This window comes from Pseudomonas sp. NPDC086112 (assembly GCF_044746425.1).
Taxonomy (GTDB): domain Bacteria; phylum Pseudomonadota; class Gammaproteobacteria; order Pseudomonadales; family Pseudomonadaceae; genus Aquipseudomonas.
Genome location: NZ_JBIVCD010000010.1, coordinates 26,406 through 51,234, shown reverse-complemented (window position 1 = coordinate 51,234; position 24,829 = coordinate 26,406). Strand labels below are relative to the sequence as shown.

Below are 24,829 nucleotides of genomic sequence, written 5' to 3'. Positions count from 1 at the left end.
TGGCATGACTCGACCATTAAGAAGACTGGATGAAAACCCGCGACCGGATTCTCGAATGTGCCCTGCAGTTGTTCAATCAGAAGGGCGAACCGAATGTGTCCACCATGGAAGTGGCCAACGAAATGGGCATCAGCCCGGGCAACCTCTACTACCATTTCCACGGCAAGGAACCGCTGATCCTTGGGCTGTTCGAGCGTTTCCAGGCCGAGTTGACGCCCTTGCTCGACCCACCGTCCGATGTGGAATTGGCGCCTGAAGATTACTGGCTGTTCCTGCACCTGATCATCGAACGCCTGGCCCATTACCGGTTTCTGTTCCAGGACCTGTCGAACCTTGCCGGCCGCCTGCCGAAACTGGCCAAGGGGATACGCAACCTGCTCAATGCGTTGAAGCGCACACTGGCTTCATTGCTGGCGCAATTGAAAGCTCAAGGTCAGTTGGTCAGTGACACCCAGGCGCTGGGGCAACTGGTGGAACAAATCACCATGACGTTGCTGTTCTCACTGGACTATCAGCGAATTCTCGACCGTGAAGGTGAAGTGCGACTGGTGGTGTATCAGATCATGATGCTGGTGGCGCCGCACTTGCTGCCGCCTGTCAAGGTTGCGACCGAGCGGTTGGCGTTGCAGTACCTCGAAGAGCACGACTAACCCTGTGGGAGCGGGCTTGCTCGCGAAAGCTACTCATCATTCAACATTGATGTCGATTGACCCACCGCTTTCGCGAGCAAGCCCGCTCCCACATTGGATGTGTGGTGCTTTCTGGAATCCATGCACAAACAAAAACGCCCGACCTTCGCAGGCCGGGCGTTTTTTTAGTCCTGAAATCAGGACTGACTGGTTGGCGTCGATGGAGCCGGCGCAGCAGTCGGGGTTACAGCAGGTGTCGGAGCAGTGGCGGAGTTCGCCGTGCTGACCGGGGTTACCGGCTTGGCGGCAGCCACTACTGGTTTCGGTGCAGCCGCTTTCGGGGCGGCCGGTTTTTTCACTGCAGGCTTCTTGGCTGCCGGCTTTTTCGCAGCGGCGGGTTTGGCTGCTGCGGTTTTAGCTGCAGGTTTGGCCGCCGGTTTAGCGGCTGGTTTTGCGGCCGCTTTGGCTGCAGGTTTCGCCGCGGCAGTTTTGGTTGCCGGTTTGGCGGCAGCCTTGGCCAATGGTTTGGCTACGCTTTTGGCCGCCGGTTTGGCCGCCGCGGTTTTCGCCACAACAGGCGCAACCTTGGCACCGGTGAGTTTTTCGATTTGCTTGGTCAGGGTATCGACCTTGCTGTGCAGTGCCTTGACCTCATTGCGGCTCGGTACACCCAGGCGCGAAATGGCGCTGTTCAGACGCTTGTCGAAAGCCCCTTCCAGCTCATCCCATTTGCCCAGTGCACGATCTTTCACGCCGCTGATGCGCGACTTGGCCGACGAAGCGGAGTCCTTGGCGGCATCGACTTTCTTGCCGACAGCGCTCTTGGTGAGCTTCTCGGCTTTCTCGCCGTCCTTAACCAATGTATCGAAGAGCTTGCTGCCGTCAGTGTCGATCTTCGAGTACACGCCTAAACCAGCCAGCCAGATCTTGCGGGAGTAGTCTTCGACCTTCCCGATCCACGAGCTGCCTTCTTTTTCAGTATTCTTTTTACCAGCCATCCCGTTCTCCTTAAGATTTACGCGCGACACGTTCGAGCAATGCCGTCAGCTCATCGAGCTTAGCAGAGAGTGTCTCAACGTCATGTTTAGACGGAATGCCGATACGATTCAAGGCACTTGCGATACGTGTATCGAAAGCCCTTTCGACTTTGTCGAGTTGAAGTTCGACTTTGCCTTTGAAAGTGCTCACTTCACTCTTGGCTTCATCGATCTCGGCATTGGCCGCTTCAAGTTTTTCAGTGACTACTTTTTTGCCTTTCTTTTCAACAGCTTGACCAGCCTTGATCAGCTCTTGAACGTACTCGCTACCCTCTTGGCCGACCTTGGTGTAAGCACCCAGGCCAGCGAGCCAGATCTTGCGGGCATACGATTTGACGTCGCCCAGAGCGTTAGTTTCAACGTCGACTTTTTTCTTCAAAATAACTTTGGCCATGGTGCACCTCACGCGCAGAAGGGTCGAGGAACTGCCCGCAGAGAGTCGGGCTCAGGCACAAAGTAGTGAGAATAATTAGAAACGGCACCCTAACAAGTGACATAAACAAGTAGGTACGCCGCCGAACCTGTGGGAGCGGGCTTGCTCGCGAATGCGGTGTGTCATTCAGCATTGATGTCGACTGACACACCGCATTCGCGAGCAAGCCCGCTCCCACATTAATCGTATTTCACACAACGACCGGATTATGCCAACGCTTTATCGAGCGCCCTTTCGATTTCCGATTTGATCGTGCCGCTCATGGCAGACATCAACAGGCCCAGTTCGACATCGACCTTGATCGAGTCCTCGCCCACATACACCGCCCCTTTTACGCCCGAGCGTCTGAGGTTCAGAGTGTCGCCAGACCACTGCGGCTCCAGGCCATATTGTTCGGACAGTTTCTGCGCCAACTTGTCGGCCTTCTCGCGGGCCGCTTCCTTACCCAGGCCGTGGGCACGCTCAACACTAATACGGGCCATCGAATGACTCCTGCTTTATCGTGACTTGCTCAAGACATCTTGACCCTGCATGCGTCAAAACGTCCCGGTAGTTGCCTATCTTACCTTCAGCCTTGCCAAGACAAAGCAGGCCACCAGGATTAGAATGTCCCGCATTCTCTTTTGGTGACAGCGATATGACTGATCAGCGCAAAGGCAGCGATGCCGAACCCACCACTCACTTCGGCTTCAAAAACGTTCCGGAAAGCCAGAAAGCGGAAAAAGTCGCTGAGGTTTTCCACTCGGTAGCCGCCAAGTACGACCTGATGAACGACCTCCTGTCGGGCGGCATGCACCGCCTGTGGAAGCGCTTCGCAATCGAACTGTCGGGCGTGCGCACCGGTAACCGCGTGCTGGACATCGCCGGCGGCACCGGCGACCTGACCAAAAAGTTTTCGCACCTCGTTGGCCCGACGGGCCAGGTCGTTCTGGCCGACATCAACGAATCCATGCTCAAGGTCGGTCGTGACCGCCTGCTGGATCTGGGTGTGTCCGGCAACGTCGAATTCGTCCAGGCCGACGCTGAAAAGCTGCCGTTCCCGGACAACCATTTCGATTGCGTGACCATCGCTTTCGGCCTGCGCAACGTTACCCATAAAGAAGACGCCCTGCGCTCGATGCTGCGCGTACTGAAACCGGGCGGCCGTTTGCTGGTGCTGGAATTCTCCAAACCGACCAACGCACTGATGTCCAAAGCCTACGACGCCTACTCGTTCGCCTTCATGCCGCTGATGGGCAAGCTGATCACCAACGACTCGGAAAGCTATCGCTACCTGGCCGAATCGATCCGCATGCACCCGAATCAGGAAACCCTGAAGTCGATGATGGTCGAGGCCGGTTTCGATCGCGTGACCTATCACAACATGACCGCAGGCATCGTCGCCCTGCACCGCGGCATCAAGCCCTGATGCTGCTGGCCGGCCTGCTTGCCAGCGTTGAGCTCGGCCTGAACCGGGTGCTGCGTCTCGACAGCACGGCGCTGCCGCGGCTGGCGCATTTGAGTGGCAGGGTGATTGCCGTCGACTGCCGCAGCCCGGCGCTGCAACTGTTCATCCTGCCCAGCGATGAAGGCCTGATGCTCGCCTCTCAGTGGGAAACCGGTGCCGACTGTACCTTGCGCGCACCGGCCTCAAGCCTGCTGAAACTGGCGACGAGCAAGGACAAGACTTCGGTTCTGCATGCGCCAGAAGTCGAACTCGACGGCGACAGCGGCCTGCTGCTGGAACTGGCGGCGATCCTTCAGGACCTCGAACTGGACTGGGAGTACGAACTCTCGCGCTGGCTGGGACCTGTGGCCACGCAACTGGTCGGCGGTCACCTGCGCAGTCGCGCACGCTGGTATCAACAAGGGTTCGCCAGCCTGAATCAGAACCTGGGTGAATACCTGGCCGAAGAATCGCGCGCCCTCGTCGGTCAGCGCGAAGCGGACGCCCGTTTTAATGAACTGGACCAGATCAAGCTCGATCTGGAACGTCTCGAGGCGCGTTTCGAGCGCCTTTTCCGATCCCTCGACCCAAGCGATAACGCATGAAGCTGCTTGCCGTCCGCCGTTTGTTGCGCATCCAGCGCGTTGTGATTCGCTACCGCCTCGATGACTTGCTGTTCGCCCTGCCACTGCCCTGGTTTTTGCTGGCGCTGCGCTATGCCTTGCCGTGGCGCTGGTTTCCGCGCAAGACGCTGGACCTGAGCCGTGGCGCGCGACTGCGCCTGGCGCTGCAGGACCTGGGGCCGATTTTCATCAAGTTCGGCCAAATCCTGTCCACACGCCGCGACCTGTTGCCCGAAGACATCGCCGATGAACTGATGAAGCTGCAGGACCGCGTGCCGCCGTTCGACTCGCAAGTGTCGATCCGGCTGATCGAAGAGCAGCTCGGCAAAAAAATCAGTGAAGTCTTCAGCCGTTTCGACGTCGAACCGCTGGCCTCGGCTTCGGTGGCGCAAGTGCATGCCGCGCAGCTGAAAACCGGCGAAGAAGTCGTCGTCAAGGTGATCCGCCCGGGTCTGAAACCGATCATTGCCCAAGACCTCGCGTGGCTGTTCATCCTCGCCCGCGCCGCGGAAAAACTCTCGGCCGACGCTCGCTTGCTGCACCCGGTAGACGTGGTCAGCGACTACGAAAAAACCATCTACGACGAACTCGACCTGCTGCGCGAGGCGGCTAACGCCAGCCAGCTGAAGCGCAATTTCGAGGGCTCGCCGCTGCTGTATGTGCCGCAAGTCTATTGGGACTGGTGCCGGCCGAAAGTGCTGGTGATGGAGCGCATCTACGGGATTCAGGTCACCGACCTCGCGACCCTGGCCGACCAGCGCACCGACATGAAAATGCTCGCCGAGCGGGGCGTGGAGATTTTCTTCACCCAAGTGTTCCGCGACAGCTTCTTTCACGCCGACATGCACCCCGGCAACATCTTCGTCAGCACCGTGCAACCGTGGAGCCCGCAGTACATTGCGATCGACTGCGGCATCGTCGGCAGCCTGACCCCGGAAGACCAGGACTATCTGGCGCGCAACCTGTTCGCGTTCTTCAAACGTGATTACCGGCGTGTCGCGCAGTTGCACATCGATTCGGGCTGGGTGCCGGCGGAAACCAAACTCAACGAATTCGAAGCAGCGATCCGTACCGTGTGCGAGCCGATCTTCGAAAAACCGTTAAAAGATATTTCCTTCGGTCAGGTGCTGATGCGCCTGTTCCAGACCGCTCGACGTTTCAACATGGAAGTGCAGCCGCAGTTGGTATTGTTGCAAAAAACCCTGTTGAACATCGAAGGTCTGGGCCGTCAGCTGTACCCGGACCTCGATCTGTGGAACACCGCCCAGCCGTTCCTCGAACGCTGGATGCGCGAGCGCGTCAGCCCCAAAGCCTTGTTAGGCAACGTGCAGAGCCAGTTCGAGCAGATCCCGCACCTGGCCAACATGGCCCGCGACCTGCTCGAGCGCATGTCCCAGCCCCACGCCAACGACCCGCCTCCCCCTTGGCACAAACGCAAGGATGACTGGTTCCTGCGGTTGCTCGGCACCGCTCACCTGGCGGGTGGCACGATACTCGCCGCCGGTGGCCCGTTGAACGAACTGGGGCACTGGCCCGCCGGAATCATGGTGGCGGTCGGCTTGTATCTGGTCGTTCGCCGATAGCCAGTTGGATGATCGGCTGGCACACTGTTTGAACGCTGAATTTGAACATTGGCCTCAACTATTGAAGTAGAGCCCGCGTCGGAGTCGAAGATGAAAAACTGGCTGGACGAGATCAAGTGGGACGCCGACGGCCTGGTGCCGGCGATTGCCCAGGATCACAAGACCGGACGCGTCCTGATGATGGCCTGGATGAACCGCGAAGCACTGGAATTGACCGCCGCCGAGAACCGTGCCATTTACTGGTCACGTTCCCGTGGCAAGCTGTGGCGCAAGGGCGAAGAGTCCGGCCACGTGCAAACCCTGCATGAGATGCGCCTGGACTGTGACGCTGACGTGATCATCCTGATGGTTGAGCAGATCGGCGACATCGCCTGCCATACAGGCCGTCAGAGCTGCTTCTATCGCGTCTTCGAAAACGGCGACTGGAAAACCGTCGACCCGGTGCTGAAAGACCCGCACGCTATCTATTCCGCAGGACACAAACATGAGTGACACTTTGACCCGTCTGGCTCAAGTACTGGAAGAGCGCAAAGGCGCCGCCGCCGACAGCTCGTATGTCGCCAGCCTGTACCACAAGGGTTTGAACAAGATTCTGGAAAAAGTCGGCGAAGAGTCGGTCGAAACCATCATTGCCGCCAAGGATGCCGCCATCAGCGGTGACTGCAGCGATGTGATCTACGAGACCGCCGATTTGTGGTTCCACAGCATGGTCATGCTCGCCCAGTTGGGGCAGCATCCACAGGCTGTGCTTGATGAACTGGACCGTCGCTTCGGTCTGTCCGGACACGTCGAGAAAGCCTCTCGCCCGTCCGCCTGAACAACTATTAGAGAGGAACGCAGCATGGGCATTTTTGACTGGAAACACTGGATCGTCATCCTGGTTGTCGTGGTGCTGGTGTTCGGCACCAAGAAGCTGAAAAACCTCGGCACTGACGTGGGCGAGTCGATCAAGGGCTTTCGTAAAGCCATGAACGACGACGAGAAAGCGGCCGACCCGACAGCGACCCCGGCCCAACCGGTTCCGCCAGCTCAACCACAGACCACACAGTCCGTGAACCCGCCGCACACCATCGACGTGCAGGCGCAAAAAGTCGAAGAGCCGATCCGCAAAGACTCGTGAGCACTGACTAATGTTTGGTATCAGCTTCTCTGAACTGCTGCTCGTCGGCCTCGTCGCCCTGCTGGTGCTGGGCCCCGAGCGTCTGCCGGGTGCTGCGCGCACCGCCGGCCTGTGGGTCGGGCGGCTGAAGCGCAGCTTCAACGCGATCAAACAGGAAGTTGAACGTGAAATCGGTGCCGACGAGATTCGCCGGCAACTGCACAACGAGCACATTCTGTCCCTGGAGCAGGAGGCGCGGAAGATCTTCACGCCGACTCAACAGGAGCCGACGCCGGTGGAACCTGTGGCGACGCAGACAATTCATGCGCCTGCGACTGAGGCTACGCCGGTAGTTGCAGCCGCTGCACCTGCACCTGCACCTTCAGTAGAACCTGTTGCTCCTGCCGCCGCGCCGACAACGCCGGCGCCTCACGACACCACTTTGCCGCCGCGAGCCCCATGAGCGATCTCCCCGAAAACGACCAGCACATGCCGCTGGTTTCGCACCTCACCGAGTTGCGCACTCGCCTGCTGCGTTGTGTCGTGGCGGTGTTCATCATTTTTGCCGGGCTGTTCGCCTTCACCCAGCAGATCTACACCTTCGTCTCCACACCGCTGCGCCAGTACCTGCCGGCCGGCGCGACGATGATCGCCACCGACGTGTCGTCGCCGTTCCTGACGCCGCTGAAACTAACCATGATGGTCTCGCTGTTCCTGGCGATCCCGGTGATCCTGCACCAGATCTGGGGCTTTATCGCGCCAGGCCTGTACAAGCATGAGAAGCGCATCGCAGTGCCGTTGCTGGTCTCCAGCATTCTGCTGTTCTACACCGGCATGGCCTTCGCCTATTTCCTGGTGTTCCCGTTGATCTTCAAGTTCTTCGCCGCCGCCACCCCGGCCGGCGTGGAAATGATGACCGACATTACCAGCTACCTCGATTTCGTCATGACGCTGTTCTTCGCCTTCGGCGTGGCGTTCGAAATTCCGGTGGCTGTGGTGCTGCTGGTGTGGATCGGCGTGGTCAACGTCGCCTACCTGAAGAAAATCCGCCCGTACGTGATCATCGGCTGCTTCGTGGTCGGCATGATCCTGACGCCGCCGGACATCTTCTCGCAGACGTTGCTAGCTGTACCGATGTGGTTGCTGTTCGAAATCGGCATCCTGTTCGGCAGCCTGATCAGCAAGCGTGGCGAGCATCCGGACGACCAGCCAGCTGACGATCACAACGACCAGCCACCAGCGACCCAAGCGTGAACCTGCTGCTCCTCGAAGAGGCCGACTTCATTGCGGCCGACCGGGCGATCTTGCGCGATCGCCGGTTGACCCACATGCAGGAAGTCCACCGCTCGGTGGTTGGCGACAGCCTGCGGGTCGGACGTATCGGCGGCTTGATGGGCTCAGCCGAGTTGCTGCGCCTGGACGCCGATGAAGCCGAGTTGCGCGTCACCCTCGACCAGCCGCCACCGGCCAAGCTGCCTCTGACTTTGGTGCTGGCTTTGCCGCGACCGAAAATGCTCCGCCGAGTGTTTCAGACCGTGGCCGCCATGGGTGTGCCGCGCATCGTGCTGGTGAACAGCTATCGCGTCGAGAAGAGTTTCTGGCAAACCCCGTTCCTGGAGCCCGAGGCGATTCGCGAGCAATTGATCCTGGGTCTTGAACAAGCCCGCGACAGCGTGCTGCCAGAGGTCGTCATCGAGAAGCGTTTCAAGCCCTTTGTCGAAGACCGTCTGCCGGCCATTACCGAAGGCACCCTCGGCCTGGTCGGTCATCCCGGTAACTACCCACCCTGCCCTCGCGGCCTGGACGAGCCAGTGACCCTGGCTATCGGCCCCGAAGGCGGCTGGATTCCCTACGAAATCGACTTGCTGGGCAAGGCTGGCCTGCAACCGGTGCAACTTGGTGACCGCATCCTGCGGGTTGAAACTGCCGTTACCGCGCTGCTCTCGCGGCTGTTTTAACGTCAAACATCACACCTGTGGCGACGGGGCAACCTGTAGGAGCGAGGCTTGCCCGCGAAGAACGATGACGCGTCATGCCTGAAAAACCGCGGTGCATTCTTCGCGGGCAAGCCTCGCTCCTACAGGATCTTCGTCGCTCAAATTTCTTAACATTAGGGCAAAACCCTCGCCGCCCGAACATTGCGCCGCGCCTACAGAACGCCGCTCGCCTGCCGATACAGCTCCCATAAAACCAATTAATGGTCCGAGGGAGTAGCAGCATGTACCGATGGCTGGCCGAGAAACTGGGAAATGTAAGCGTCAATCGCAAACTGGGTGTCGGCTTCGGTCTGGTGCTGCTTCTGACCTTGTTGATCACCTTTACCGGCTGGACCGGCCTGAGCGGTGTGATCAGCCGTGGCGATACGCTTGGGTTTATTTCCAGCCTCAATGAGCTGACCAAAGACCTGCGTCTCGCCCGTCTGGATTACGACATGCGCCGTGGCGAACAAGGCCCGGGCGCCGTCAACGAGCTGATCGGTCAACTCGATACCGGCCTGAAAACCGCCCGTACGCTGGTCGAACAGCCTGCCGACGTGGCAATGGTCGATCAACAGCTTGCCGCCGTCAGCGAGTACAAACGCGCCTTCGCTGATATGACTCAGGCTACCGCCACCCGCGAAGATGCTCGCAGCAAATTGGGCGCCACTGCCGATAACGCCGTGGCCCGGGTCGCTGAAGTCGAAAAATCCCTGCTGCAAGGCGACAGTGTCGCCCAGTTCAACAGCGTGATCGACCTGAGCAAGCTGATCCAGCAAGCGCGTTTCCAGGTCCGCGGTTACACCTACAGCGGCAAGCCCGAAGCCGAGCAGCCAGCGCTGGACGCCATCGGCAATGCTCTGAAAAACCTCGAAAGCCTGCCGTCTCAACTGCCGGAACAACACATCGCCAACCTGCAACAAGCGACCGACTCGCTCAAAGCCTATCGCGCGGCGGTCAGCCAATTCCGCGACTCCCAGGTCGCCAGCGCTGCGGCCCTCAAACGCATGAGCGCGCAAGGCGACATTCTGTTCGACGTCAGCAAAAAGCTCACCGTCTCGCAAACCGTCGTGCGTGACACCGATGCGGCACATGCAAAAAACCTGCTGCTGTTGGCCACCGTCCTGGCGTCAGCCTTTGGTTTGTTCGCGGCCTGGGCCATCACTCGCCAGATCGTCATTCCCCTGAGCCAGACCCTCAAAGTGGCCGAACGTGTTGCCGCGGGCGACCTGACTCACAATCTCATTTCAGAACGTCAGGACGAACTGGGTCAGCTACAGCGCGCCATGCAAAGCATGACCCTGGGCCTGCGAGAACTGATCGGTGGCATCAGCGATGGCGTGACCCAGATCGCCAGCGCCGCTGAAGAGCTGTCCGCCGTCACCGAGCAGACCAGCGCCGGGGTCAACAGCCAGAAGGTCGAGACCGATCAGGTGGCCACCGCCATGCATGAAATGACCGCCACGGTGCAAGAAGTCGCGCGCAATGCCGAGGAAGCGTCCGAAGCGGCCGTCGCCGCCGACCAACAAGCCCGCGAGGGTGACAGAGTGGTCGGCGAAGCCATCGCCCAGATCGAGCGCCTGGCCGTCGAAGTCGGCAACTCGACCGCCGCCATGGGCGATCTGAAACGCGAAAGCGACAAGATCGGCAGCGTGCTCGATGTGATCAAGTCCGTGGCCCAGCAAACCAACCTGCTGGCGCTCAACGCCGCCATCGAAGCCGCCCGTGCCGGTGAAGCCGGGCGCGGTTTTGCGGTGGTCGCTGACGAAGTCCGCAGCTTGGCCCAACGCACCCAGAAGTCCACCGAAGAAATCGAAGAGTTGATCGTCGGCCTGCAAACCGGCACTCAGCAGGTCGCGACCATCATGGACAACAGCCGCGGCCTGACCGACAGCAGCGTCGAACTGACCCGCCGCGCCGGTGGCTCGCTGGAAAGCATCACCCGCACCGTATCGGCGATCCAGTCAATGAACCAGCAGATCGCCGCCGCTGCCGAGCAACAGAGCGCCGTGGCTGAAGAGATCAACCGCAGCGTGCTGAACGTGCGTGATGTGTCCGAGCAGACCTCGGCCGCCAGTGAAGAGACCGCGGCCTCCAGCGTCGAGCTGGCGCGGCTGGGGACGCATTTGCAGATGCTGGTGGGGCGGTTCAAGGTTTGAGCTGATGCGGGCATCCCGGTTCGCTTGAAACCGGGCTGATGCCATCGCGGGCAAGCCCGCTCCCACAGAATCCTGCCATCCATGTAGGAGCGAGGCTTGCCCGCGAAGGCTTCTCCCCGTTCTCACAGAATTTGCGCCCGCCCCAAAAAGCAGCAGGCGAAAAAAAGCCCCGCTTCCTTTCGAAAGCGGGGCTTTTCATCAGGCCAACTGAGGCTGCACGCTCACAGGCTTGAGCGGCAACAGCGGCGCATGGGGATCGGCATCCACCGATGTGCGCCAGGCTTGCAGCCACTCGGCGTGGCCTTCGTTCCAGACTTGCTCATGCAAGCGACCCAGTGCCACCGGATCACTCAGCAGGGCCACGCGCTCGTCGTTGGTCAGCCCGGCAGGCCCGACCTTCATCGCATGGCGAACCCGCTCGATACGCAGCCATTCGATTGGCTCGGCCTGACGGTGACGAGACGTCGCCAGCGCACACGCCAAAGCGTTCTGCTGAGGATCGACCACCGACCGGACGAAGCCGTCGTTCAGTGCATGCCAACGGTTTTCGTGGGTGTACTGATCGGTCGCCAGCAATTCCTGTGGCGGGGCATATTCCTCAGGAATCAGGAACAGGCTTTCGTCACGGGACTTCAGGCCCAGGCCGACGCGACTGGAGATCACCGATACCGGGATCGACAACATCAGCGAACCGACGATCGGCACCAGCCACCAGAGGAAGCTCGGGTTCAGCCAGATCACCAACAGCGCCCAGAAGAAGCCCAGCAAGGTTTGCGGACCGTGGCGTTTTACCGCTTCGCTCCATGGCGTCGAGTCATCGTCACGTTGTGGCGAGTTCCAGGTCGCGGCCCAGCCGAGGAATGCGGCGAGTACGAAACGGGTGTGGAAGATCATCCGCACCGGCGCCAGCAGCATGGAGAACAACATCTCCAGCAGCATCGACAGCGTCACCTTGAACTTGCCACCGAACTCTTTCGCGCCCTTGGCCCAGATCAGGATGATGCTCAGCAACTTCGGCAGGAACAGCAGCACGATGGTCGTCGAGAACAGCGCAATTGCCTTGTCCGGCTGCCATTGTGGCCACAGTGGATAGAGCTGACGCGGTTCCAGGAAGTATTGCGGCTCCATCAACGTGTTGACCGCCAGCAAGGCCGTCGACAACACCAGGAACAAGAACCACAACGGCGCAGACAGGTACGACATCACGCCGGTCAGGAACACCGCACGGTGCACCGGGTGCATGCCTTTTACCAGGAACAGCCGGAAGTTCATCAGGTTACCGTGGCACCAGCGACGGTCACGCTTGAGTTCGTCCAGCAGGTTCGGTGGCAGTTCTTCGTAGCTGCCGGGTAAGTCGTAGGCAATCCATACGCCCCAGCCGGCACGGCGCATCAGCGCAGCTTCGACGAAGTCGTGGGACAGAATCGCTCCGGCAAACGCGCCTTTACCGGGCAACGGCGCCAGGGCGCAGTGCTCGATGAACGGCTTCATGCGGATGATCGCGTTGTGACCCCAATAGTGGGATTCGCCCAACTGCCAGAAGTGCAGACCGGCGGTGAACAGCGGACCGTACACACGCGTGGCGAACTGCTGCATACGCGCATAAAGGGTGTCCATGCCCGACGCACGCGGCGCGGTCTGGATGATCCCGGCGTCCGGCGTGGCTTCCATCAGGCGCACCAGACTGCTCAGGCATTCGCCGCTCATCACGCTGTCGGCGTCGAGCACGACCATGTACTTGTAGTCACCACCCCAACGACGGCAGAAGTCGTCGAGGTTGCCGCTTTTACGTTTTACGCGGCGACGGCGGCGACGATAGAAGATCTTGCCGAAGCCTTTGCCTTCACGGCAAACGTCCAGCCAGGCCTGCTGCTCGGCAACGCAGATATCGGCGTCGTTACTGTCGCTGAGTACGAAAAAGTCGAAGCGATCCAGGTTACCCGAGGCCGCCACCGATTCGAAGGTCGCCCGCAAACCGGCGAACACCCGCGGCACGTCTTCGTTGCAGATCGGCATCACCAGTGCAGTGCGTGCGTCCTTCGCGATCGGCTCGTTGCCGGCGCTGGCGCCGGAAATGCGGTACTTGTCACGACCGGTGATCAGCTCAAGGAAGCCCATCAGCGCAGTCCAGAAACCGGCCGAGACCCAGCAGAACAGAATCCCGAACATAATCAGAATGCTGGTTTGCAAGGCATAGGGCAGCACTTGCGTGGCGGTTTGGCTCAGAGGTTGATGCAGGACTTCTTCAAGATCGACGAACGACCAGCCCTGGTACGGCATGATGCCTTTCATGTACCAGCCGGCGACGATCGTCTGACCGAGCATCAGCACCAGCAGAATGTAGCGTCGGATCGAACCGACAGTGCGCCAGCGAGCCGCCGGCAGCACGTTCTCATCCTTCGGCGGGGCCGGCGGATTGGTGCGACCGGTCAGCCGACGCCAGCCACGCACCAGAATGTTGGTGCGCCACGGCTCGGGCACGACTTTGGTCCGACGGATCGGTGGGGTTGCCTTCAGGCAAACCCGACCACTGGCGTCGAGCACCAGCATTTCCGCGTCCGCCAGTTCTTCGGCGGAGTTCAGGGTCAGGCGCCGGCCAACCGAGGCTTGAGCAGCCTCGGTTGGCGCGTCGAACGTCGAGGACGACAGACGTTCGTGCAGTTCACTGAAAGACTTGCAGCCCGCGAGTTCCGCGCGCTGCTCGTCGCTCATCGGCAAATGCGCCAGGTACTCGGCAAGCGTTTGTGGCTGTACGTGTGAATTACTCATCGGCGGGCAACTGATAGCTCCAGGTCTCGGTCAGGACTTGTTCAGTCGGTGCCGATTCCGTTGTGGCTGGGGCCGCTTGGGCAGCGACAGGCTGCTTGGCGTCTTTGTTGTCCTTGTCCTTGGTATCCTTGACTTGCAGGGCTTGTGATTCAGCCTGCTTGGCTTCCTTGTCCTTCTTCTCTTGCTGGCGGGCGGCAATCTTGTCGGCCTTGGCAACGGAAGAACTGGACGCTGGCGCAGCGGTCTTGAGCGCCTCGGCAGGCGTGATGTTCTTGACCAGCGCAGCGCGCATTTCGGTGGCCTTGCCCGGATCCTTGATCTTCATCCGCAAAGTCAGGCGCCAGCCCTTGGTTTCAGGGTTGTAACGGACGCTGTTCTCGACCAGTTCTGCGTTGTCGCCAACACTCACCTGGCTGCGCACTTCAGCATCTTCCGGCAGGACTTGCAGGGACGGACCTTCGAAATCCACCAGATAGGCCACGCTGCCGTCCGGCTGACGAATCAGGTTCGACTGCTTGACGTCACCCGTGGAACGCAGGGTCTGTTGAACCCAGGCGCTGTCCGGCGAATGCAGGGAGGCTTCGTCGATGGTCCAGTGCATGCGGTAGGCAACGTCCAGGGACTGGCCAGGCTCAGGCAGTTTTTCCGGGCTCCAGAAAGCGACGATATTGTCGTTGGTTTCGTCGGCCGTAGGAATCTCTACCAGATCGACGGAGCCTTTGCCCCAATCGCCTTTCGGTTCGATCCAGGCACTTGGGCGCTTGTCGTAGCGGTCATCGAGGTCTTCGTAGTGACTGAAGTCACGGCCACGTTGCAGCAAGCCGAAACCGCGCGGGTTCTCGATCGAGAAGTTGCTCACCGCCAGGTGTTTCGGATTGTTCAGTGGGCGCCAGATCCATTCGCCGTTGCCGGCATGGATCGACAGGCCGCTGGAATCGTGCAGCTCGCGACGGTAGTTCAGCACTTTCGACGGCTGGTTGGCGCCGAACAGGTACATGCTGGTCAGCGGCGCAACGCCGAGCTTGGTGACCTTGTCACGCAGGAACATCTTGGCCTTGACGTCGACGACCGTGTCGCTGCCCGGACGCAGGGTCAGGCGATAGGCACCGGTGGCACGCGGTGAATCCAGCAGGGCAAAGATCACCAGATGCTTGTCGCCCGGCTTCGGCTGTTGAATCCAGAACTCGGTGAAGCGCGGGAACTCTTCGCCGGATGGCAACGCGGTATCAATGGCCATGCCGCGAGCGGAGAGCCCGTAGGTTTGCCCCTTGCCGATGACGCGGAAGTAGCTCGCGCCAAGCATGGTCATGATTTCGTCTTGCTTGTCGGCCTTGTTGATCGGGTACAGCACACGGAAACCGGCATAGCCCAGCTGTTCGGTGGCTTTAGGATCGAACTTCACGTCGCCGAAATCGAAACGACTTGGGTCGTATTTGATCTCTTCGACGGTGTTGGCCGTGATTTCGTTGATTTTCACCGGCGTATCGAAGTGCATGCCCTGGTGATAGAACGACAGCTTGAAGGGGGTTTTCTGGTTCGCCCATTCGGCTTTTTCCGTGAGGAACCGGATTTTTTGATAGTCCGCGAATTTCATCTCGCGAAATTCATTCGGCAGGTTACTGCGCGGGGCTTCGTACTTTTGCCCGGCCAGCTCTTTTGCCTTGACCGATACGTCATCCAGATTGAATGCCCAAAGTTGACCGGCGCTGAACAGGCAGAGCAGTGCAGAGCCTGCTACCAGAGCGCTTCGAAACCGTTTGGCAGACAATTTTGGTGCATTACAGGGACTAACAATCACGAGCAACCCTCGCCGAAAACAGATCAAAAAACCAACGGCCAGTTAAAGTGCCAGCACGGTGTGCGGTGGAAAAAAACCGACCCTGCGAACGACTCTTGCCAAGTTGGCGAGCATTGTTCCGACTCCTATGAGGCAAAATGATTCCCCAACAGGTCTCGGACAAGTCTCTACCTAAGTCAAAACGGACCAACGAACGCTGATCCCCGTAGCGCGCGATTATCTAGCAGGCCGCGTTACAACGCATCAGGGGGAACCAAGTATTTATCGGGAAAAGCCTCTGTTTTCAGTCGAAATGCACTTAAAAAGATGTTTCAAGCGCTTTCACGTCTGTAACAGGAAGGTTACCGGGCCATCATTGACCAGATGCACCTGCATATCCGCGCCGAATCTACCTGATGCCACAGTGCCATGCATCTGTTTCGCTTTACCTGTTAGATAGTCGAACAGTTCCTCACCCAAACCTGGAGGAGCCGCAGTCGAAAAGCTTGGGCGCAACCCGTTTTTGGTGTCAGCGGCCAGGGTGAACTGCGAGACCAGCAGCAACCCGCCGCCTACGTCCGCCAAGGACAGATTCATCTTGCCCTCGGCGTCACTGAATACTCGATAGTTAAGCAGTTTATGCAGAAGTTTGTCGGCACTGGCCCGCGTATCGTCAGGCTCGACCGCCACCAGCACCAGCAACCCCTGATCTATCGCGCCAACCACCTCTCCCGCAACCTCGACTCGCGCGCCACGCACGCGTTGTAGCAGGCCCTTCATGCTTCGTCAGGCGACAAGTCGAGCATACGACGGGCCATCAGATCAGCGGCGCGTACCAAGGCATCCGTAATACCTGTTTCGGACGCCGCATGGCCGGCGTCGCGAATCACCTGCAACTCGCTGTTCGGCCAGGCCTGATGCAGTTCCCAGGCGTTGTCCAACGGACAGATCACGTCGTAGCGACCATGGACGATGACGCCGGGCAGGTGGGCGATCTTGGCCATGTCGCGAATCAACTGGTTCGGCTCGAGGAAAGCATTGTTGGTGAAGTAGTGGCACTCGATACGGGCGATGGACAACGCACGCTGAGGCTCGGAGAAGCGGTCGACCACCAGCGGATTCGGCCGCAGGGTGGCGGTGCGCCCTTCCCACATGGACCAGGCTTTGGCCGCGTGCATCTGGGCGATCTGATCGTTGCCGACCAGGCGTTTGTGGAACGCCGAGAGCAAGTCGTGGCGCTCATCCTGCGGGATCGGCGCGATGTAGTCCTGCCAGTAATCGGGAAACAGGCGACTGGCGCCACACTGGTAGAACCACTCGATTTCCTGGGGACGGCAGAGAAAAATCCCGCGCAGAATCAAACCGAGCACGCGTTCCGGATGGGTTTGCGCGTAGGCCAGGGCCAGGGTCGACCCCCAGGAGCCGCCGAACAGCACCCATTTGTCGATGCCCAGGTGCTTGCGAATCCGCTCGAGGTCGGCGACCAGATCCCAGGTGGTGTTGTTTTCCAGGCTGGCGTGGGGCGTGGAGCGACCGCAACCACGCTGGTCGAAAGTGACAATGCGATACAGGTTCGGATCAAAATACCGGCGGCTCTGGGCATCACACCCGGCGCCGGGACCGCCGTGGATGAACACCACCGGCAAACCTTCCGGCGAACCGCTTTCGTCGACATACAGCGTGTGGGTTTTATCGACGGCCAGATCGTGCCGGGCGTGGGGTTTGATCTGCGGGTACAAAGTCTGCATTGCGCGCTCCGTAAGGGGTCGAGGTCATCCCTGGGGGGACTTCTATTATTCTGCCGTCCGGCATCATAAACCCGAATTACGTCAATGAGCATGCCCCTTGCAGCGTCAGAGTTTGTCAGCCGTCGTCTCAGCCAAATAGCCGAGCAGGGTTTCATAGAGCCGGTCGACCTCGGCGACCTGCCCCCGCGCCCGCAAACAGCCGTGAACCAGTCCTTCCCCGTAATAAAGCGTTGCGCTCACGCCGGCGGCGTTGAGTCGCTCGGCGTAAAGCACGCCGTCATCGCGCAGCGGGTCGAACTGCGCCACGGCGATCAACGCCGGTGGCAGACCGCTGAAATCGTCGGCGAGCAAGGGCATCGCATAGGCACCCGGTTGTCGGCTACCGCCCAAATACAACGCGAAATAACAATCCAGGTCGCTGCTGCTGAGCAATGGCGCATCGGTGCACTCGCTGCGCGACGGCAATCGGTGATCGCCGCCCAGTCCCGGATAGATCAGAACTTGCGCGCACGGCATAGGTTCGTCGGCATCGCGTAAAGCGAGGCACAACGCGGCGGCAAGGTTGCCGCCAGCGCTGTCGCCCACCACCAGGGTGCGTGCAGGGTCGAGCCGAAACGGTCCTGTACGCAGCGCGCGCCAGACACCCAGGCAGTCATCGAACGCCGCTGGAAATGGATGCTCCGGCGCCAACCGATAATCGACGGCGATCACCAGCACGCCGAGCACCGACGCCAGTTCGGCACAGATGAAGGCGTGGGAGTCCAGATCCCCCACCACCCAACCGCCACCGTGCAGATACACAATGCACGGCCAACCGTTGGTCGATGGCGTGACCGGCGGTTGCCAGGAGCGCACGGCAACGCCTGCCAATTGAAAGTCGGCCACCTCAAGCCCCGCAGGACACGGTGGGGTAAACGCCTGGCACATCTCGCTGTAGGCCTGACGCAAACCGGGGAGGCTGCTGTCGGTGCTGTTGAAGCTGAGGGTTTTCTCGACGAAAGCCGCCATCTGTTCAGAGAGTGGATAAGAAGTCATGAGTCTGCAGCCAAGAGGAGAAAATTGAGCGACGAAAATCCTGTAGGAGCGAGGCTTGCCCGCGAAGAACGATGACGCGCAATGCCTGAAAAACCACGGCGCATTCTTCGCGGGCAAGCCTCGCTCCTACAGCATCAGGGCAACCCCCTCGCCACAGTGATCCCGCTCGACCAGTCAGTTCTTCAAACTGGCCTGAACGGTTGCCACACCCTCCTTGCCATCAAAACTGCTGACCCCTGCCAGCCAGCGCTGAAGATCTTCAGGATGATCACGCAGCCATTGCCTGGCGACATCCTGCGGCGTCTTGCGCTCCATGATCGGCACCATCAACTGACTTTCCTGGGCGGCGGTGAAGGTCAGGTTTGCCAGCAAGCGGTTCACGTTCGGGCAGCGCTCGGCATAGTCCGGCGCGGTCACGGTGGAAACGGTCGCCGCTCCCTCGTTCGGCCCGTAGACGTCTTCGCTGCCGGTCAGGTAGGTGACGTTCATGTTGATGTTCATCGGATGTGGGGTCCAGCCGACGAACACCACGAACTCCTTGCGATTGACCGCCCGTTGTACGGCGGCGAGCATCCCGGCCTCACCGGACTCGATCAGTTTGAAGTCCTTCAAGCCAAATTGATTGCTCTCGATCATGGTTTTGATCGTGGTGTTGGCGCCGCTGCCCGGCTCGATGCCGTAGATCTTGCCGCCGAGCTGATCCTTGAATCTGGCGATGTCGGCGAAGGTTTTCAGGCCCGCCGCCGCAACATAGTCAGGCACGGCAAGGGTCGCCTGGGCATCCGAGAGGCTCGGTTTGTCCATGACCTTCACTTGATTGGCAGCCACAAACGGCGCGATGTTTTTGTCCATCGCCGGTTTCCAGTAACCGAGGAAGATATCGAGGCGTTTGTCGCGGATGCCGGCGAAGATGATTTGTTGCACGGCGCTGGTTTGCTTGCTTTCGTAGCCGAGGCCGTTGAGCAATACGTCAGCCATGCCACTGGTGGCGATGACGTCGGTCCAGTTGACCACGCCCATGCGTACGGTTTTGCAGGATGGCTCGTCACTGGCCAGAACGCTGGTGCTCAGAAAAGCCGTGCCGCAGAGGATTGAGAGACAGCGGGTGAACAGTCGTTTCATCGGGAGAGTCTCGTGCGGCAGATTATTGTGAGGGCAGGTGTCTTCGTGCACCGTGCCCAGAACATTACGCAGCGTCGAGAGGGTAAAAGTGAACTGTGGCGACCGAGATTTGCACGGTGGCGACAGTTCCAGTCAGGTATCGAGGCGAGTGATGACCTGTAGCGTAGGGGTTAAGCGCAATCCATGTGGGAGCGGGCTTGCTCGCGAAGACGGTGTACCAGGCAACATAGATGTCGACTGACACTCCCTCTTCGCGAGCAAGCCCGCTCCCACAGGTGAATGGTTATGCCTGATATCGCTGTTGACCCCAAGCCAGCAACCCTTGCAGCAATTCCCTGAGCACCACTTGCGTCGGCGCTGCCAAATCCGGGCGATAACGGAACGGCTCGAACTCTTCCATGTACGTGCACTGGCCCAACTCAAGTTGCACGGCATGGATGTTCTCGGCCGGGTTGCCATAGTGCCGGGTGATGTGCCCGCCCTTGAAGCGACCGTTCAGCACATGGCTGTAATCGCCGTGCCGTGCGCAGATGGCTTCCAGTTGGCTGGCCAGTTGTGGATCGCAACTGGCGCCGTTGAAGGTGCCGAGGTTGAAGTCCGGCAGTTTGCCGTCGAACAGGTGCGGGATGATCGAGCGGATCGAGTGTGCATCGAACAGCAGCGCGTAGCCGAATTCGGCTTTCAGTCGCGCCAGCTCTTCCTGCAAGGTGCGGTGGTACGGCGTCCAGATGTGCTCCAGATAATTCGCGCGTTCTGTGGCCGAGGGCTCCATACCCTCACGGAACAATGGAATACCGTCGAACAACGTCGCCGGGTACAAACCAGTGGTGGCGCCGACATATAAAGGCTTGTCGTCGGACGGTCGGTTCAGGTCGATGACAAACCGCGAGTACTCGGCGGCGAGGGTGCTGGCGCCCAGCTCGGCGGCGAATTCGTACAGCCTGGGGATGTGCCAGTCGGTGTCCGGCAGGCTTTTCGCGTCGGGAATCAACCCGGCTTCGACCGCCGGGGTCAGTCGCAGGCCGGCGTGGGGCATGCTGATCAGCAGCGGCACGCGGCCTTGTTTGAAGTTCAGAACCTTATCCACAACTGCTCTCCTAAACGCTTGTTTCGACGCCGTGACGCACGACGCGTTTTTCCAGGTCGCCGCCCAGCCAGTACGACAGGTCGGCTGGTCGATCAATCTGCCAGGCGACGAAGTCTGCGACTTTGCCGGCTTCCAGCGAACCATGAGTCTCGGCCATGCCCAGCGCGGTGGCGGCATGAATCGTTGCGCCAGCCAGGGCCTCTTCCGGGGTCATGCGCAAACAGGTGCAGGCCATGTTCAACATCAAGCGCAACGACAGCGCCGGCGAAGTACCCGGGTTGAGGTCGCTGGCGATGGCGATTTTTACGCCGTGTTTGCGCAGGGCTTCCATCGGCGGCAATTGGGTTTCCCGCAGGAAGTAAAACGCGCCGGGCAGCAACACCGCGACCGTGCCGGACTTGGCCATGGCGATGGCGTCGTCTTCGGTCATGAATTCCAGATGATCGGCGGATAATGCGTGGTAACGCGCCGCCAGGCTCGAACCGTGCAGCGACGACAATTGCTCGGCATGCAGCTTCACCGGCAAACCGAGGTTCTGCGCGGCGACGAAAACCCGTTCGACCTGTTCCGGCGAAAACCCCAGGTATTCACAGAAAGCGTCCACTGCATCCACTAGCCCTTCGGCAGCCAGGGCCGGGAGCATTTCAGTGCAGATGTGATCGATGTAAGCATCGGCGCGGTCTGTGTATTCCGGCGGCAAGGCGTGGGCGGCCAGGCAGGTGCTGCGCACGCTGACTGGCAGCTCGGCGCCGAGACGACGAACGACCCGAAGCATCTTGCGTTCGTTGGTCAGGTCCAGTCCATAACCGGACTTGATTTCAATGCTGGTGACGCCATCGCGCATCAGGCTCTTCAGACGCTTGGCGGCGCTGGCGAACAGTTCATCTTCAGTGGCCGCACGTGTGGCGCGCACGGTGCTGGCGATGCCACCACCGGCCGCTGCGATTTCCGCATAACTGACGCCTTGCAGACGCTGTTCGAATTCACCGCTGCGGTTGCCACCGAACACCGTGTGAGTGTGGCAGTCGATCAAGCCCGGAGTGACCCAAGCCCCGTTGAGGTCATTGACGGCCGGGTACTCGCCCGACGGCAGTTCGCCGCGCGGACCAATCCACTCAATGTGCGCACCGGACGTCACGATGGCCGCATCCTCGATGATCGAGTAGGCGCCTTGCGCCATGGTTGCGACGTGGCAGTGTTGCCAGAGCGTTTTCATCCTGGCCTCCATTAGGTTATCGATGAGAAAAATCAGGGTCCCGCGCCACCAATGCGGCCTGGCCTGCCGCCGGTTTCACCCACGTCAGGTAGGCCAACACCAGCAACACGATCCAGACCACACCGACGATCAACGCCGCCTGGGTGTCCGGGAAATAGCCCAGCACGCCGAAAATGAACAGCATGAAAGCAATCGCCGCCATTGGCGCGTAGGGCCAGAACGGCACCGGGAACTTCAGTTGTGCGACCTGCTCGGCGCTCATGGAGCGACGCATCGCCACCTGGGTGAACAGAATCATCAGCCAGACCCACACCGTGGCAAAGGTCGCAACGGAGGCGATTAACAGAAAGACGTTTTCCGGAATCAGGTAGTTCAGCAACACGCCCAGCAGCAGCGCGCTGCTCATCACCACCACTGTCAGCCACGGCACACCATTGCGCGACAAGCGGGCAAAGCCTTTGGGGGCGTGCCCTTGCTGAGCCAGGCCATACATCATGCGACCCGCGCCGAAGATGTCACTGTTGATGGCCGACACCGCCGCCGAGATCACCACGATATTGAGGATGGTCGCCGCCGAGCTGATACCCAGGTTGTCGAAAATCTGCACGAACGGGCTGCCTTGGCTGCCGATCTGCTGCCACGGAAAGATCGACATCAGCACCAGCATCGTCAGCACGTAGAACAACAAAATACGCAACGGTACGGCATTGATCGCCCGGGGCAGCACGCGCTGTGGGTCTTTGGCCTCACCAGCCGTTACGCCAATGATTTCAATGCCGCCAAACGCAAACATCACCACGGCGAACGAAGCGATCAGGCCGCCCACGCCATTGGGCATGAAGCCCCCATGGCTCCATAGATTGCTGATGTCAGTCGCCTGAGCGCCAGGCGCGGTGCTGATGCCGAACAACATGATGCCGAAGCCACCGAGGATCATCGCGACGATGGCCGCGACCTTGAGCAGCGACAGCCAGAACTCCATTTCGCCAAAGACTTTGACGTTGCACAGGTTCAAGCCGCCGACCACCGAAACGATGCCCAGGACCCAGATCCAGCGATCGACTTCCGGAAACCAGAAGCCCATGTAGATACCGAACGCGGTGACGTCGGCCATCCCGACGATGACCATTTCAAACGCGTAGGTCCAACCGAGAATGAAGCCCGCCATCGGCCCAAGATAAGTGCTGGCGTACTGGCCGAAAGAGCCGGCCACCGGGTTGTGCACCGCCATCTCGCCGAGGGCGCGCATGACCATGAACACCGCCGCGCCACCGATCAGGTAAGCGAGCAGGACCGCAGGCCCGGCCATTTGGATGGCCGAGGCAGAACCGTAAAACAGCCCGGTGCCGATCGCCGACCCCAGCGCCATGAAGCGAATATGTCGGGCAGAGAGCCCGCGTTTCAAACCTTTTGTTGGCTGTTGCATTTTTCGTCCTTAATTATTCTTATCCGACGCAAAATCGAATCGCGAGCAGGCTCGCTCCCACAGGTTCAGCGCAATCCAATGTGGGAGCGGGCTTGCTCGCGAAGAGGCCATTACAGGCTAGGCAACAACTTCGCCGAAACCAGCTCGTTCAGGCAACGAGTCGCCAGAAGCTCGCTAGCAGCATTGATGTCCGGCGCAAAGAACCGATCCTTCTCATAGAACGGCACTTCGGCACGCAGAATGGCACGAGCCTTTTCCAGTTTCGTCGAGGTCTTCAGACCCTCACGCAGATCCAGACCCTGGCAGGCCGCCAACCATTCCACCGCGAGAACGCCGCGAGTGTTTTCCGCCATTTCCCACAGACGCTTGCCGGCAGCCGGGGCCATCGACACATGGTCTTCCTGGTTGGCCGACGTTGGCAGACTGTCCACCGAATGCGGATGAGACAGCGCCTTGTTCTCGCTGGCCAATGCCGCCGCAGTCACCTGGGCGATCATGAAGCCGGAGTTCACGCCGCCATTGGCCACCAGGAATGGCGGCAGTTGCGACATGTGCTTGTCCATCATCAGCGAGATGCGGCGCTCGCTCAGAGAGCCGATTTCGGCGATGGCCAGGGCCATGTTGTCGGCGGCCATGGCCACCGGCTCGGCGTGGAAGTTACCGCCCGAGATCACATCACCTTCAGCGGCGAACACCAGCGGGTTGTCCGATACAGCGTTGGCTTCGACAGCGAGCACTTCGGCGGCCTGACGGAACTGGGTCAGGCAGGCGCCCATGACTTGCGGCTGGCAGCGCAGGGAGTACGGGTCCTGGACCTTTTCGCAGTTCTGGTGCGAGTCGGACACTTCGCTGCGCTCGCCCAGCAGATCGCGATAAGCGGCAGCGGCATCGATCTGGCCTTTCTGGCCACGAGCGGCGTGGATGCGGGCGTCGAACGGCGAGCGCGAGCCCAATACCGCTTCAACCGTCATGCCACCAATAGCCAGGGCGCCAGCGAACAGGTCTTCACCTTCGAACAGACCACGCAACGCGTAAGCGGTGGACACCTGAGTACCGTTGAGCAGCGCCAGACCTTCTTTCGCGGCCAGGGTCAGCGGGGTCAGACCGGCAACTTTCAGCGCTTCGGTGGCTTCCATCCACTCGCCTTTGTAGCGCGCCTTGCCTTCGCCCAGCAGCACCAGCGACATGTGCGCCAAAGGCGCCAAGTCACCGGACGCACCCACCGAACCTTTCAATGGAATGTGCGGGTAAACCTCGGCATTGATCAGGGCGATCAGAGCATCGATTACCACGCGACGGATACCCGAGAAGCCACGGCTCAGGCTGTTGACCTTGAGCACCATGACCAGTCGAACCAGCGCGTCGCTGATCGGCTCGCCGACACCGGCGGCATGGGATAAAACGAGCGAGCGCTGGAGGTTTTCCAGGTCTTCGCTGGCGATACGGGTCGAAGCCAGCAGGCCGAAACCGGTGTTGATGCCATAAGCGGTGCGGTTCTCGGCGAGGATCTGTTCCACGCAGGCAACGCTGGCTTCGATCTGGGCCGAGGCACTGTTGTCGAGGGTGATTTTGACCGGGTGCTGATAAACATCACGCAGTTGGGCAAGGCTCAGTTGGCCGGGAATCAAATTAAGCGCAGTCATTTTATGCTCCTTTTGAGAGTTTGTTGTTAACTCACCAGACG

General features: G+C 60.1%; 24 protein-coding genes and 1 pseudogene. 12 read left to right on the top strand and 13 right to left on the bottom strand.

Annotated elements, in window-relative coordinates; translation table 11 throughout:
• Nucleotides 1-29 precede the first annotated feature (29 nt).
• Nucleotides 30-650, top strand: a complete 621-nt coding sequence (locus tag ACIPLA_RS09865; RefSeq protein WP_218397020.1) for a TetR/AcrR family transcriptional regulator — start codon at nucleotides 30-32, stop codon at nucleotides 648-650.
• Nucleotides 651-826: 176 nt separating this feature from the next.
• Here the strand turns inward: ACIPLA_RS09865 and ACIPLA_RS09860 are convergent, their stop codons facing one another.
• The 3 genes from ACIPLA_RS09860 to ACIPLA_RS09850 all read right to left on the bottom strand — a co-directional run bounded on the left by ACIPLA_RS09860 (nucleotide 827) and on the right by ACIPLA_RS09850 (nucleotide 2,581).
• Nucleotides 827-1,627: a phasin family protein gene (locus ACIPLA_RS09860; protein ID WP_401173030.1), complete on the bottom strand. Its 801-nt coding sequence runs from the start codon at nucleotides 1,625-1,627 to the stop codon at nucleotides 827-829.
• A gap of 10 nt (nucleotides 1,628-1,637) precedes the next feature.
• Nucleotides 1,638-2,060 (bottom strand): phasin family protein, encoded by a 423-nt coding sequence (locus ACIPLA_RS09855; RefSeq protein WP_007899266.1) that lies wholly within the window; start codon nucleotides 2,058-2,060, stop codon nucleotides 1,638-1,640.
• Between the two features lie 245 nt (nucleotides 2,061-2,305).
• Entirely contained in the window at nucleotides 2,306-2,581 is a 276-nt protein-coding gene (locus ACIPLA_RS09850; protein ID WP_007899268.1) for a polyhydroxyalkanoic acid system family protein, read from the bottom strand.
• Between the two features lie 155 nt (nucleotides 2,582-2,736).
• Here ACIPLA_RS09850 and ubiE point away from each other — a divergent pair, with 155 nt between their 5' ends.
• The 11 genes and pseudogenes from ubiE to ACIPLA_RS09795 all read left to right on the top strand — a co-directional run bounded on the left by ubiE (nucleotide 2,737) and on the right by ACIPLA_RS09795 (nucleotide 10,965).
• A complete protein-coding gene (gene ubiE / locus ACIPLA_RS09845; protein ID WP_123499969.1) occupies nucleotides 2,737-3,507 on the top strand; it encodes a bifunctional demethylmenaquinone methyltransferase/2-methoxy-6-polyprenyl-1,4-benzoquinol methylase UbiE in 771 nt (256 codons plus the stop codon).
• Nucleotides 3,507-4,130 (top strand): SCP2 domain-containing protein, encoded by a 624-nt coding sequence (locus ACIPLA_RS09840; RefSeq protein ID WP_401173029.1) that lies wholly within the window; start codon nucleotides 3,507-3,509, stop codon nucleotides 4,128-4,130. The genes ubiE and ACIPLA_RS09840 overlap by 1 nt, the downstream gene beginning before the upstream one ends.
• Nucleotides 4,127-5,731, top strand: coding sequence for a ubiquinone biosynthesis regulatory protein kinase UbiB (gene ubiB, locus ACIPLA_RS09835; protein ID WP_123358798.1), 1,605 nt, complete (start codon nucleotides 4,127-4,129; stop codon nucleotides 5,729-5,731). The genes ACIPLA_RS09840 and ubiB overlap by 4 nt, the downstream gene beginning before the upstream one ends.
• Nucleotides 5,732-5,821: 90 nt before the next feature.
• Nucleotides 5,822-6,223 carry a phosphoribosyl-AMP cyclohydrolase gene (hisI, locus tag ACIPLA_RS09830; RefSeq protein WP_007909357.1) on the top strand — a complete coding sequence of 134 codons (402 nt, stop codon included), beginning with the start codon at nucleotides 5,822-5,824 and terminating at the stop codon, nucleotides 6,221-6,223.
• On the top strand, nucleotides 6,216-6,548 hold the full coding sequence (locus ACIPLA_RS09825) for a phosphoribosyl-ATP diphosphatase (protein WP_003220849.1): 333 nt from the start codon (nucleotides 6,216-6,218) through the stop codon (nucleotides 6,546-6,548). Before hisI ends, ACIPLA_RS09825 begins: the two co-directional genes overlap by 8 nt.
• 24 nt (nucleotides 6,549-6,572) lie before the next feature.
• A complete protein-coding gene (locus ACIPLA_RS09820; RefSeq protein ID WP_401173028.1) occupies nucleotides 6,573-6,851 on the top strand; it encodes a twin-arginine translocase TatA/TatE family subunit in 279 nt (92 codons plus the stop codon).
• 10 nt (nucleotides 6,852-6,861) lie between these two features.
• A complete protein-coding gene (gene tatB / locus ACIPLA_RS09815; RefSeq protein WP_218397009.1) occupies nucleotides 6,862-7,293 on the top strand; it encodes a Sec-independent protein translocase protein TatB in 432 nt (143 codons plus the stop codon).
• Nucleotides 7,290-8,084 carry a twin-arginine translocase subunit TatC gene (gene tatC, locus ACIPLA_RS09810; RefSeq protein WP_007899282.1) on the top strand — a complete coding sequence of 265 codons (795 nt, stop codon included), beginning with the start codon at nucleotides 7,290-7,292 and terminating at the stop codon, nucleotides 8,082-8,084. The genes tatB and tatC overlap by 4 nt, the downstream gene beginning before the upstream one ends.
• Nucleotides 8,081-8,788 carry a 16S rRNA (uracil(1498)-N(3))-methyltransferase gene (locus tag ACIPLA_RS09805; RefSeq protein WP_008005066.1) on the top strand — a complete coding sequence of 236 codons (708 nt, stop codon included), beginning with the start codon at nucleotides 8,081-8,083 and terminating at the stop codon, nucleotides 8,786-8,788. Before tatC ends, ACIPLA_RS09805 begins: the two co-directional genes overlap by 4 nt.
• A 239-nt stretch (nucleotides 8,789-9,027) precedes the next feature.
• Nucleotides 9,028-10,107 (top strand): annotated as a pseudogene (locus ACIPLA_RS09800) (methyl-accepting chemotaxis protein); the annotation flags it as partial.
• Nucleotides 10,093-10,965 (top strand): methyl-accepting chemotaxis protein, encoded by an 873-nt coding sequence (locus ACIPLA_RS09795; protein WP_401173070.1) that lies wholly within the window; start codon nucleotides 10,093-10,095, stop codon nucleotides 10,963-10,965. The pseudogene ACIPLA_RS09800 and the gene ACIPLA_RS09795, both read left to right, overlap by 15 nt.
• 198 nt (nucleotides 10,966-11,163) lie before the next feature.
• On the opposite strand, the gene mdoH is transcribed toward ACIPLA_RS09795, so the two are convergent.
• The 10 genes from mdoH to hutH all read right to left on the bottom strand — a co-directional run bounded on the left by mdoH (nucleotide 11,164) and on the right by hutH (nucleotide 24,788).
• Entirely contained in the window at nucleotides 11,164-13,734 is a 2,571-nt protein-coding gene (gene mdoH, locus ACIPLA_RS09790; RefSeq protein ID WP_218397005.1) for a glucans biosynthesis glucosyltransferase MdoH, read from the bottom strand.
• Nucleotides 13,727-15,532, bottom strand: a complete 1,806-nt coding sequence (locus ACIPLA_RS09785) for a glucan biosynthesis protein G (protein WP_401173027.1) — start codon at nucleotides 15,530-15,532, stop codon at nucleotides 13,727-13,729. The genes mdoH and ACIPLA_RS09785 overlap by 8 nt, the downstream gene beginning before the upstream one ends.
• A 321-nt stretch (nucleotides 15,533-15,853) precedes the next feature.
• Nucleotides 15,854-16,291 (bottom strand): D-aminoacyl-tRNA deacylase, encoded by a 438-nt coding sequence (gene dtd, locus ACIPLA_RS09780; RefSeq protein WP_008068825.1) that lies wholly within the window; start codon nucleotides 16,289-16,291, stop codon nucleotides 15,854-15,856.
• Nucleotides 16,288-17,259, bottom strand: coding sequence for a prolyl aminopeptidase (gene pip, locus ACIPLA_RS09775; protein WP_218396999.1), 972 nt, complete (start codon nucleotides 17,257-17,259; stop codon nucleotides 16,288-16,290). Before pip ends, dtd begins: the two co-directional genes overlap by 4 nt.
• Nucleotides 17,260-17,364: 105 nt before the next feature.
• A complete protein-coding gene (locus ACIPLA_RS09770) occupies nucleotides 17,365-18,294 on the bottom strand; it encodes an alpha/beta hydrolase (protein ID WP_401173026.1) in 930 nt (309 codons plus the stop codon).
• Nucleotides 18,295-18,468: 174 nt separating this feature from the next.
• Nucleotides 18,469-19,416 (bottom strand): choline ABC transporter substrate-binding protein, encoded by a 948-nt coding sequence (locus tag ACIPLA_RS09765; RefSeq protein ID WP_218396995.1) that lies wholly within the window; start codon nucleotides 19,414-19,416, stop codon nucleotides 18,469-18,471.
• 283 nt (nucleotides 19,417-19,699) lie between these two features.
• A complete protein-coding gene (hutG, locus tag ACIPLA_RS09760; protein WP_218396993.1) occupies nucleotides 19,700-20,503 on the bottom strand; it encodes an N-formylglutamate deformylase in 804 nt (267 codons plus the stop codon).
• A 10-nt stretch (nucleotides 20,504-20,513) separates the two neighbouring features.
• Entirely contained in the window at nucleotides 20,514-21,719 is a 1,206-nt protein-coding gene (hutI, locus tag ACIPLA_RS09755; RefSeq protein WP_401173025.1) for an imidazolonepropionase, read from the bottom strand.
• Nucleotides 21,720-21,735: 16 nt separating this feature from the next.
• Nucleotides 21,736-23,145, bottom strand: coding sequence for an amino acid permease (locus tag ACIPLA_RS09750; RefSeq protein WP_401173024.1), 1,410 nt, complete (start codon nucleotides 23,143-23,145; stop codon nucleotides 21,736-21,738).
• Nucleotides 23,146-23,255: 110 nt separating this feature from the next.
• Nucleotides 23,256-24,788, bottom strand: coding sequence for a histidine ammonia-lyase (gene hutH / locus ACIPLA_RS09745; protein WP_218396987.1), 1,533 nt, complete (start codon nucleotides 24,786-24,788; stop codon nucleotides 23,256-23,258).
• Between the last annotated feature and the right edge of the window lie 41 nt (nucleotides 24,789-24,829).

Bases quoted from the DNA above. Each gene is read 5' to 3' on its own strand.
- ACIPLA_RS09795 (WP_401173070.1), top strand. From the start codon at position 10,093: ATGCAAAGCATGACCCTGGGCCTGCGAGAACTGATCGGTGGCATCAGC.
- ACIPLA_RS09855 (WP_007899266.1), bottom strand. From the start codon at position 2,060: ATGGCCAAAGTTATTTTGAAGAAAAAAGTCGACGTTGAAACTAACGCT.
- ACIPLA_RS09840 (WP_401173029.1), top strand. From the start codon at position 3,507: ATGCTGCTGGCCGGCCTGCTTGCCAGCGTTGAGCTCGGCCTGAACCGG.
- hutH (WP_218396987.1), bottom strand. From the start codon at position 24,788: ATGACTGCGCTTAATTTGATTCCCGGCCAACTGAGCCTTGCCCAACTG.
- ACIPLA_RS09860 (WP_401173030.1), bottom strand. From the start codon at position 1,627: ATGGCTGGTAAAAAGAATACTGAAAAAGAAGGCAGCTCGTGGATCGGG.
- mdoH (WP_218397005.1), bottom strand. From the start codon at position 13,734: ATGAGTAATTCACACGTACAGCCACAAACGCTTGCCGAGTACCTGGCG.
- hisI (WP_007909357.1), top strand. From the start codon at position 5,822: ATGAAAAACTGGCTGGACGAGATCAAGTGGGACGCCGACGGCCTGGTG.
- ACIPLA_RS09820 (WP_401173028.1), top strand. From the start codon at position 6,573: ATGGGCATTTTTGACTGGAAACACTGGATCGTCATCCTGGTTGTCGTG.
- tatB (WP_218397009.1), top strand. From the start codon at position 6,862: ATGTTTGGTATCAGCTTCTCTGAACTGCTGCTCGTCGGCCTCGTCGCC.
- hutI (WP_401173025.1), bottom strand. From the start codon at position 21,719: ATGAAAACGCTCTGGCAACACTGCCACGTCGCAACCATGGCGCAAGGC.
- ACIPLA_RS09765 (WP_218396995.1), bottom strand. From the start codon at position 19,416: ATGAAACGACTGTTCACCCGCTGTCTCTCAATCCTCTGCGGCACGGCT.
- ACIPLA_RS09865 (WP_218397020.1), top strand. From the start codon at position 30: ATGAAAACCCGCGACCGGATTCTCGAATGTGCCCTGCAGTTGTTCAAT.
- ubiB (WP_123358798.1), top strand. From the start codon at position 4,127: ATGAAGCTGCTTGCCGTCCGCCGTTTGTTGCGCATCCAGCGCGTTGTG.
- ACIPLA_RS09750 (WP_401173024.1), bottom strand. From the start codon at position 23,145: ATGCAACAGCCAACAAAAGGTTTGAAACGCGGGCTCTCTGCCCGACAT.
- tatC (WP_007899282.1), top strand. From the start codon at position 7,290: ATGAGCGATCTCCCCGAAAACGACCAGCACATGCCGCTGGTTTCGCAC.
- ACIPLA_RS09850 (WP_007899268.1), bottom strand. From the start codon at position 2,581: ATGGCCCGTATTAGTGTTGAGCGTGCCCACGGCCTGGGTAAGGAAGCG.
- pip (WP_218396999.1), bottom strand. From the start codon at position 17,259: ATGCAGACTTTGTACCCGCAGATCAAACCCCACGCCCGGCACGATCTG.
- ubiE (WP_123499969.1), top strand. From the start codon at position 2,737: ATGACTGATCAGCGCAAAGGCAGCGATGCCGAACCCACCACTCACTTC.
- dtd (WP_008068825.1), bottom strand. From the start codon at position 16,291: ATGAAGGGCCTGCTACAACGCGTGCGTGGCGCGCGAGTCGAGGTTGCG.
- ACIPLA_RS09770 (WP_401173026.1), bottom strand. From the start codon at position 18,294: ATGACTTCTTATCCACTCTCTGAACAGATGGCGGCTTTCGTCGAGAAA.
- ACIPLA_RS09825 (WP_003220849.1), top strand. From the start codon at position 6,216: ATGAGTGACACTTTGACCCGTCTGGCTCAAGTACTGGAAGAGCGCAAA.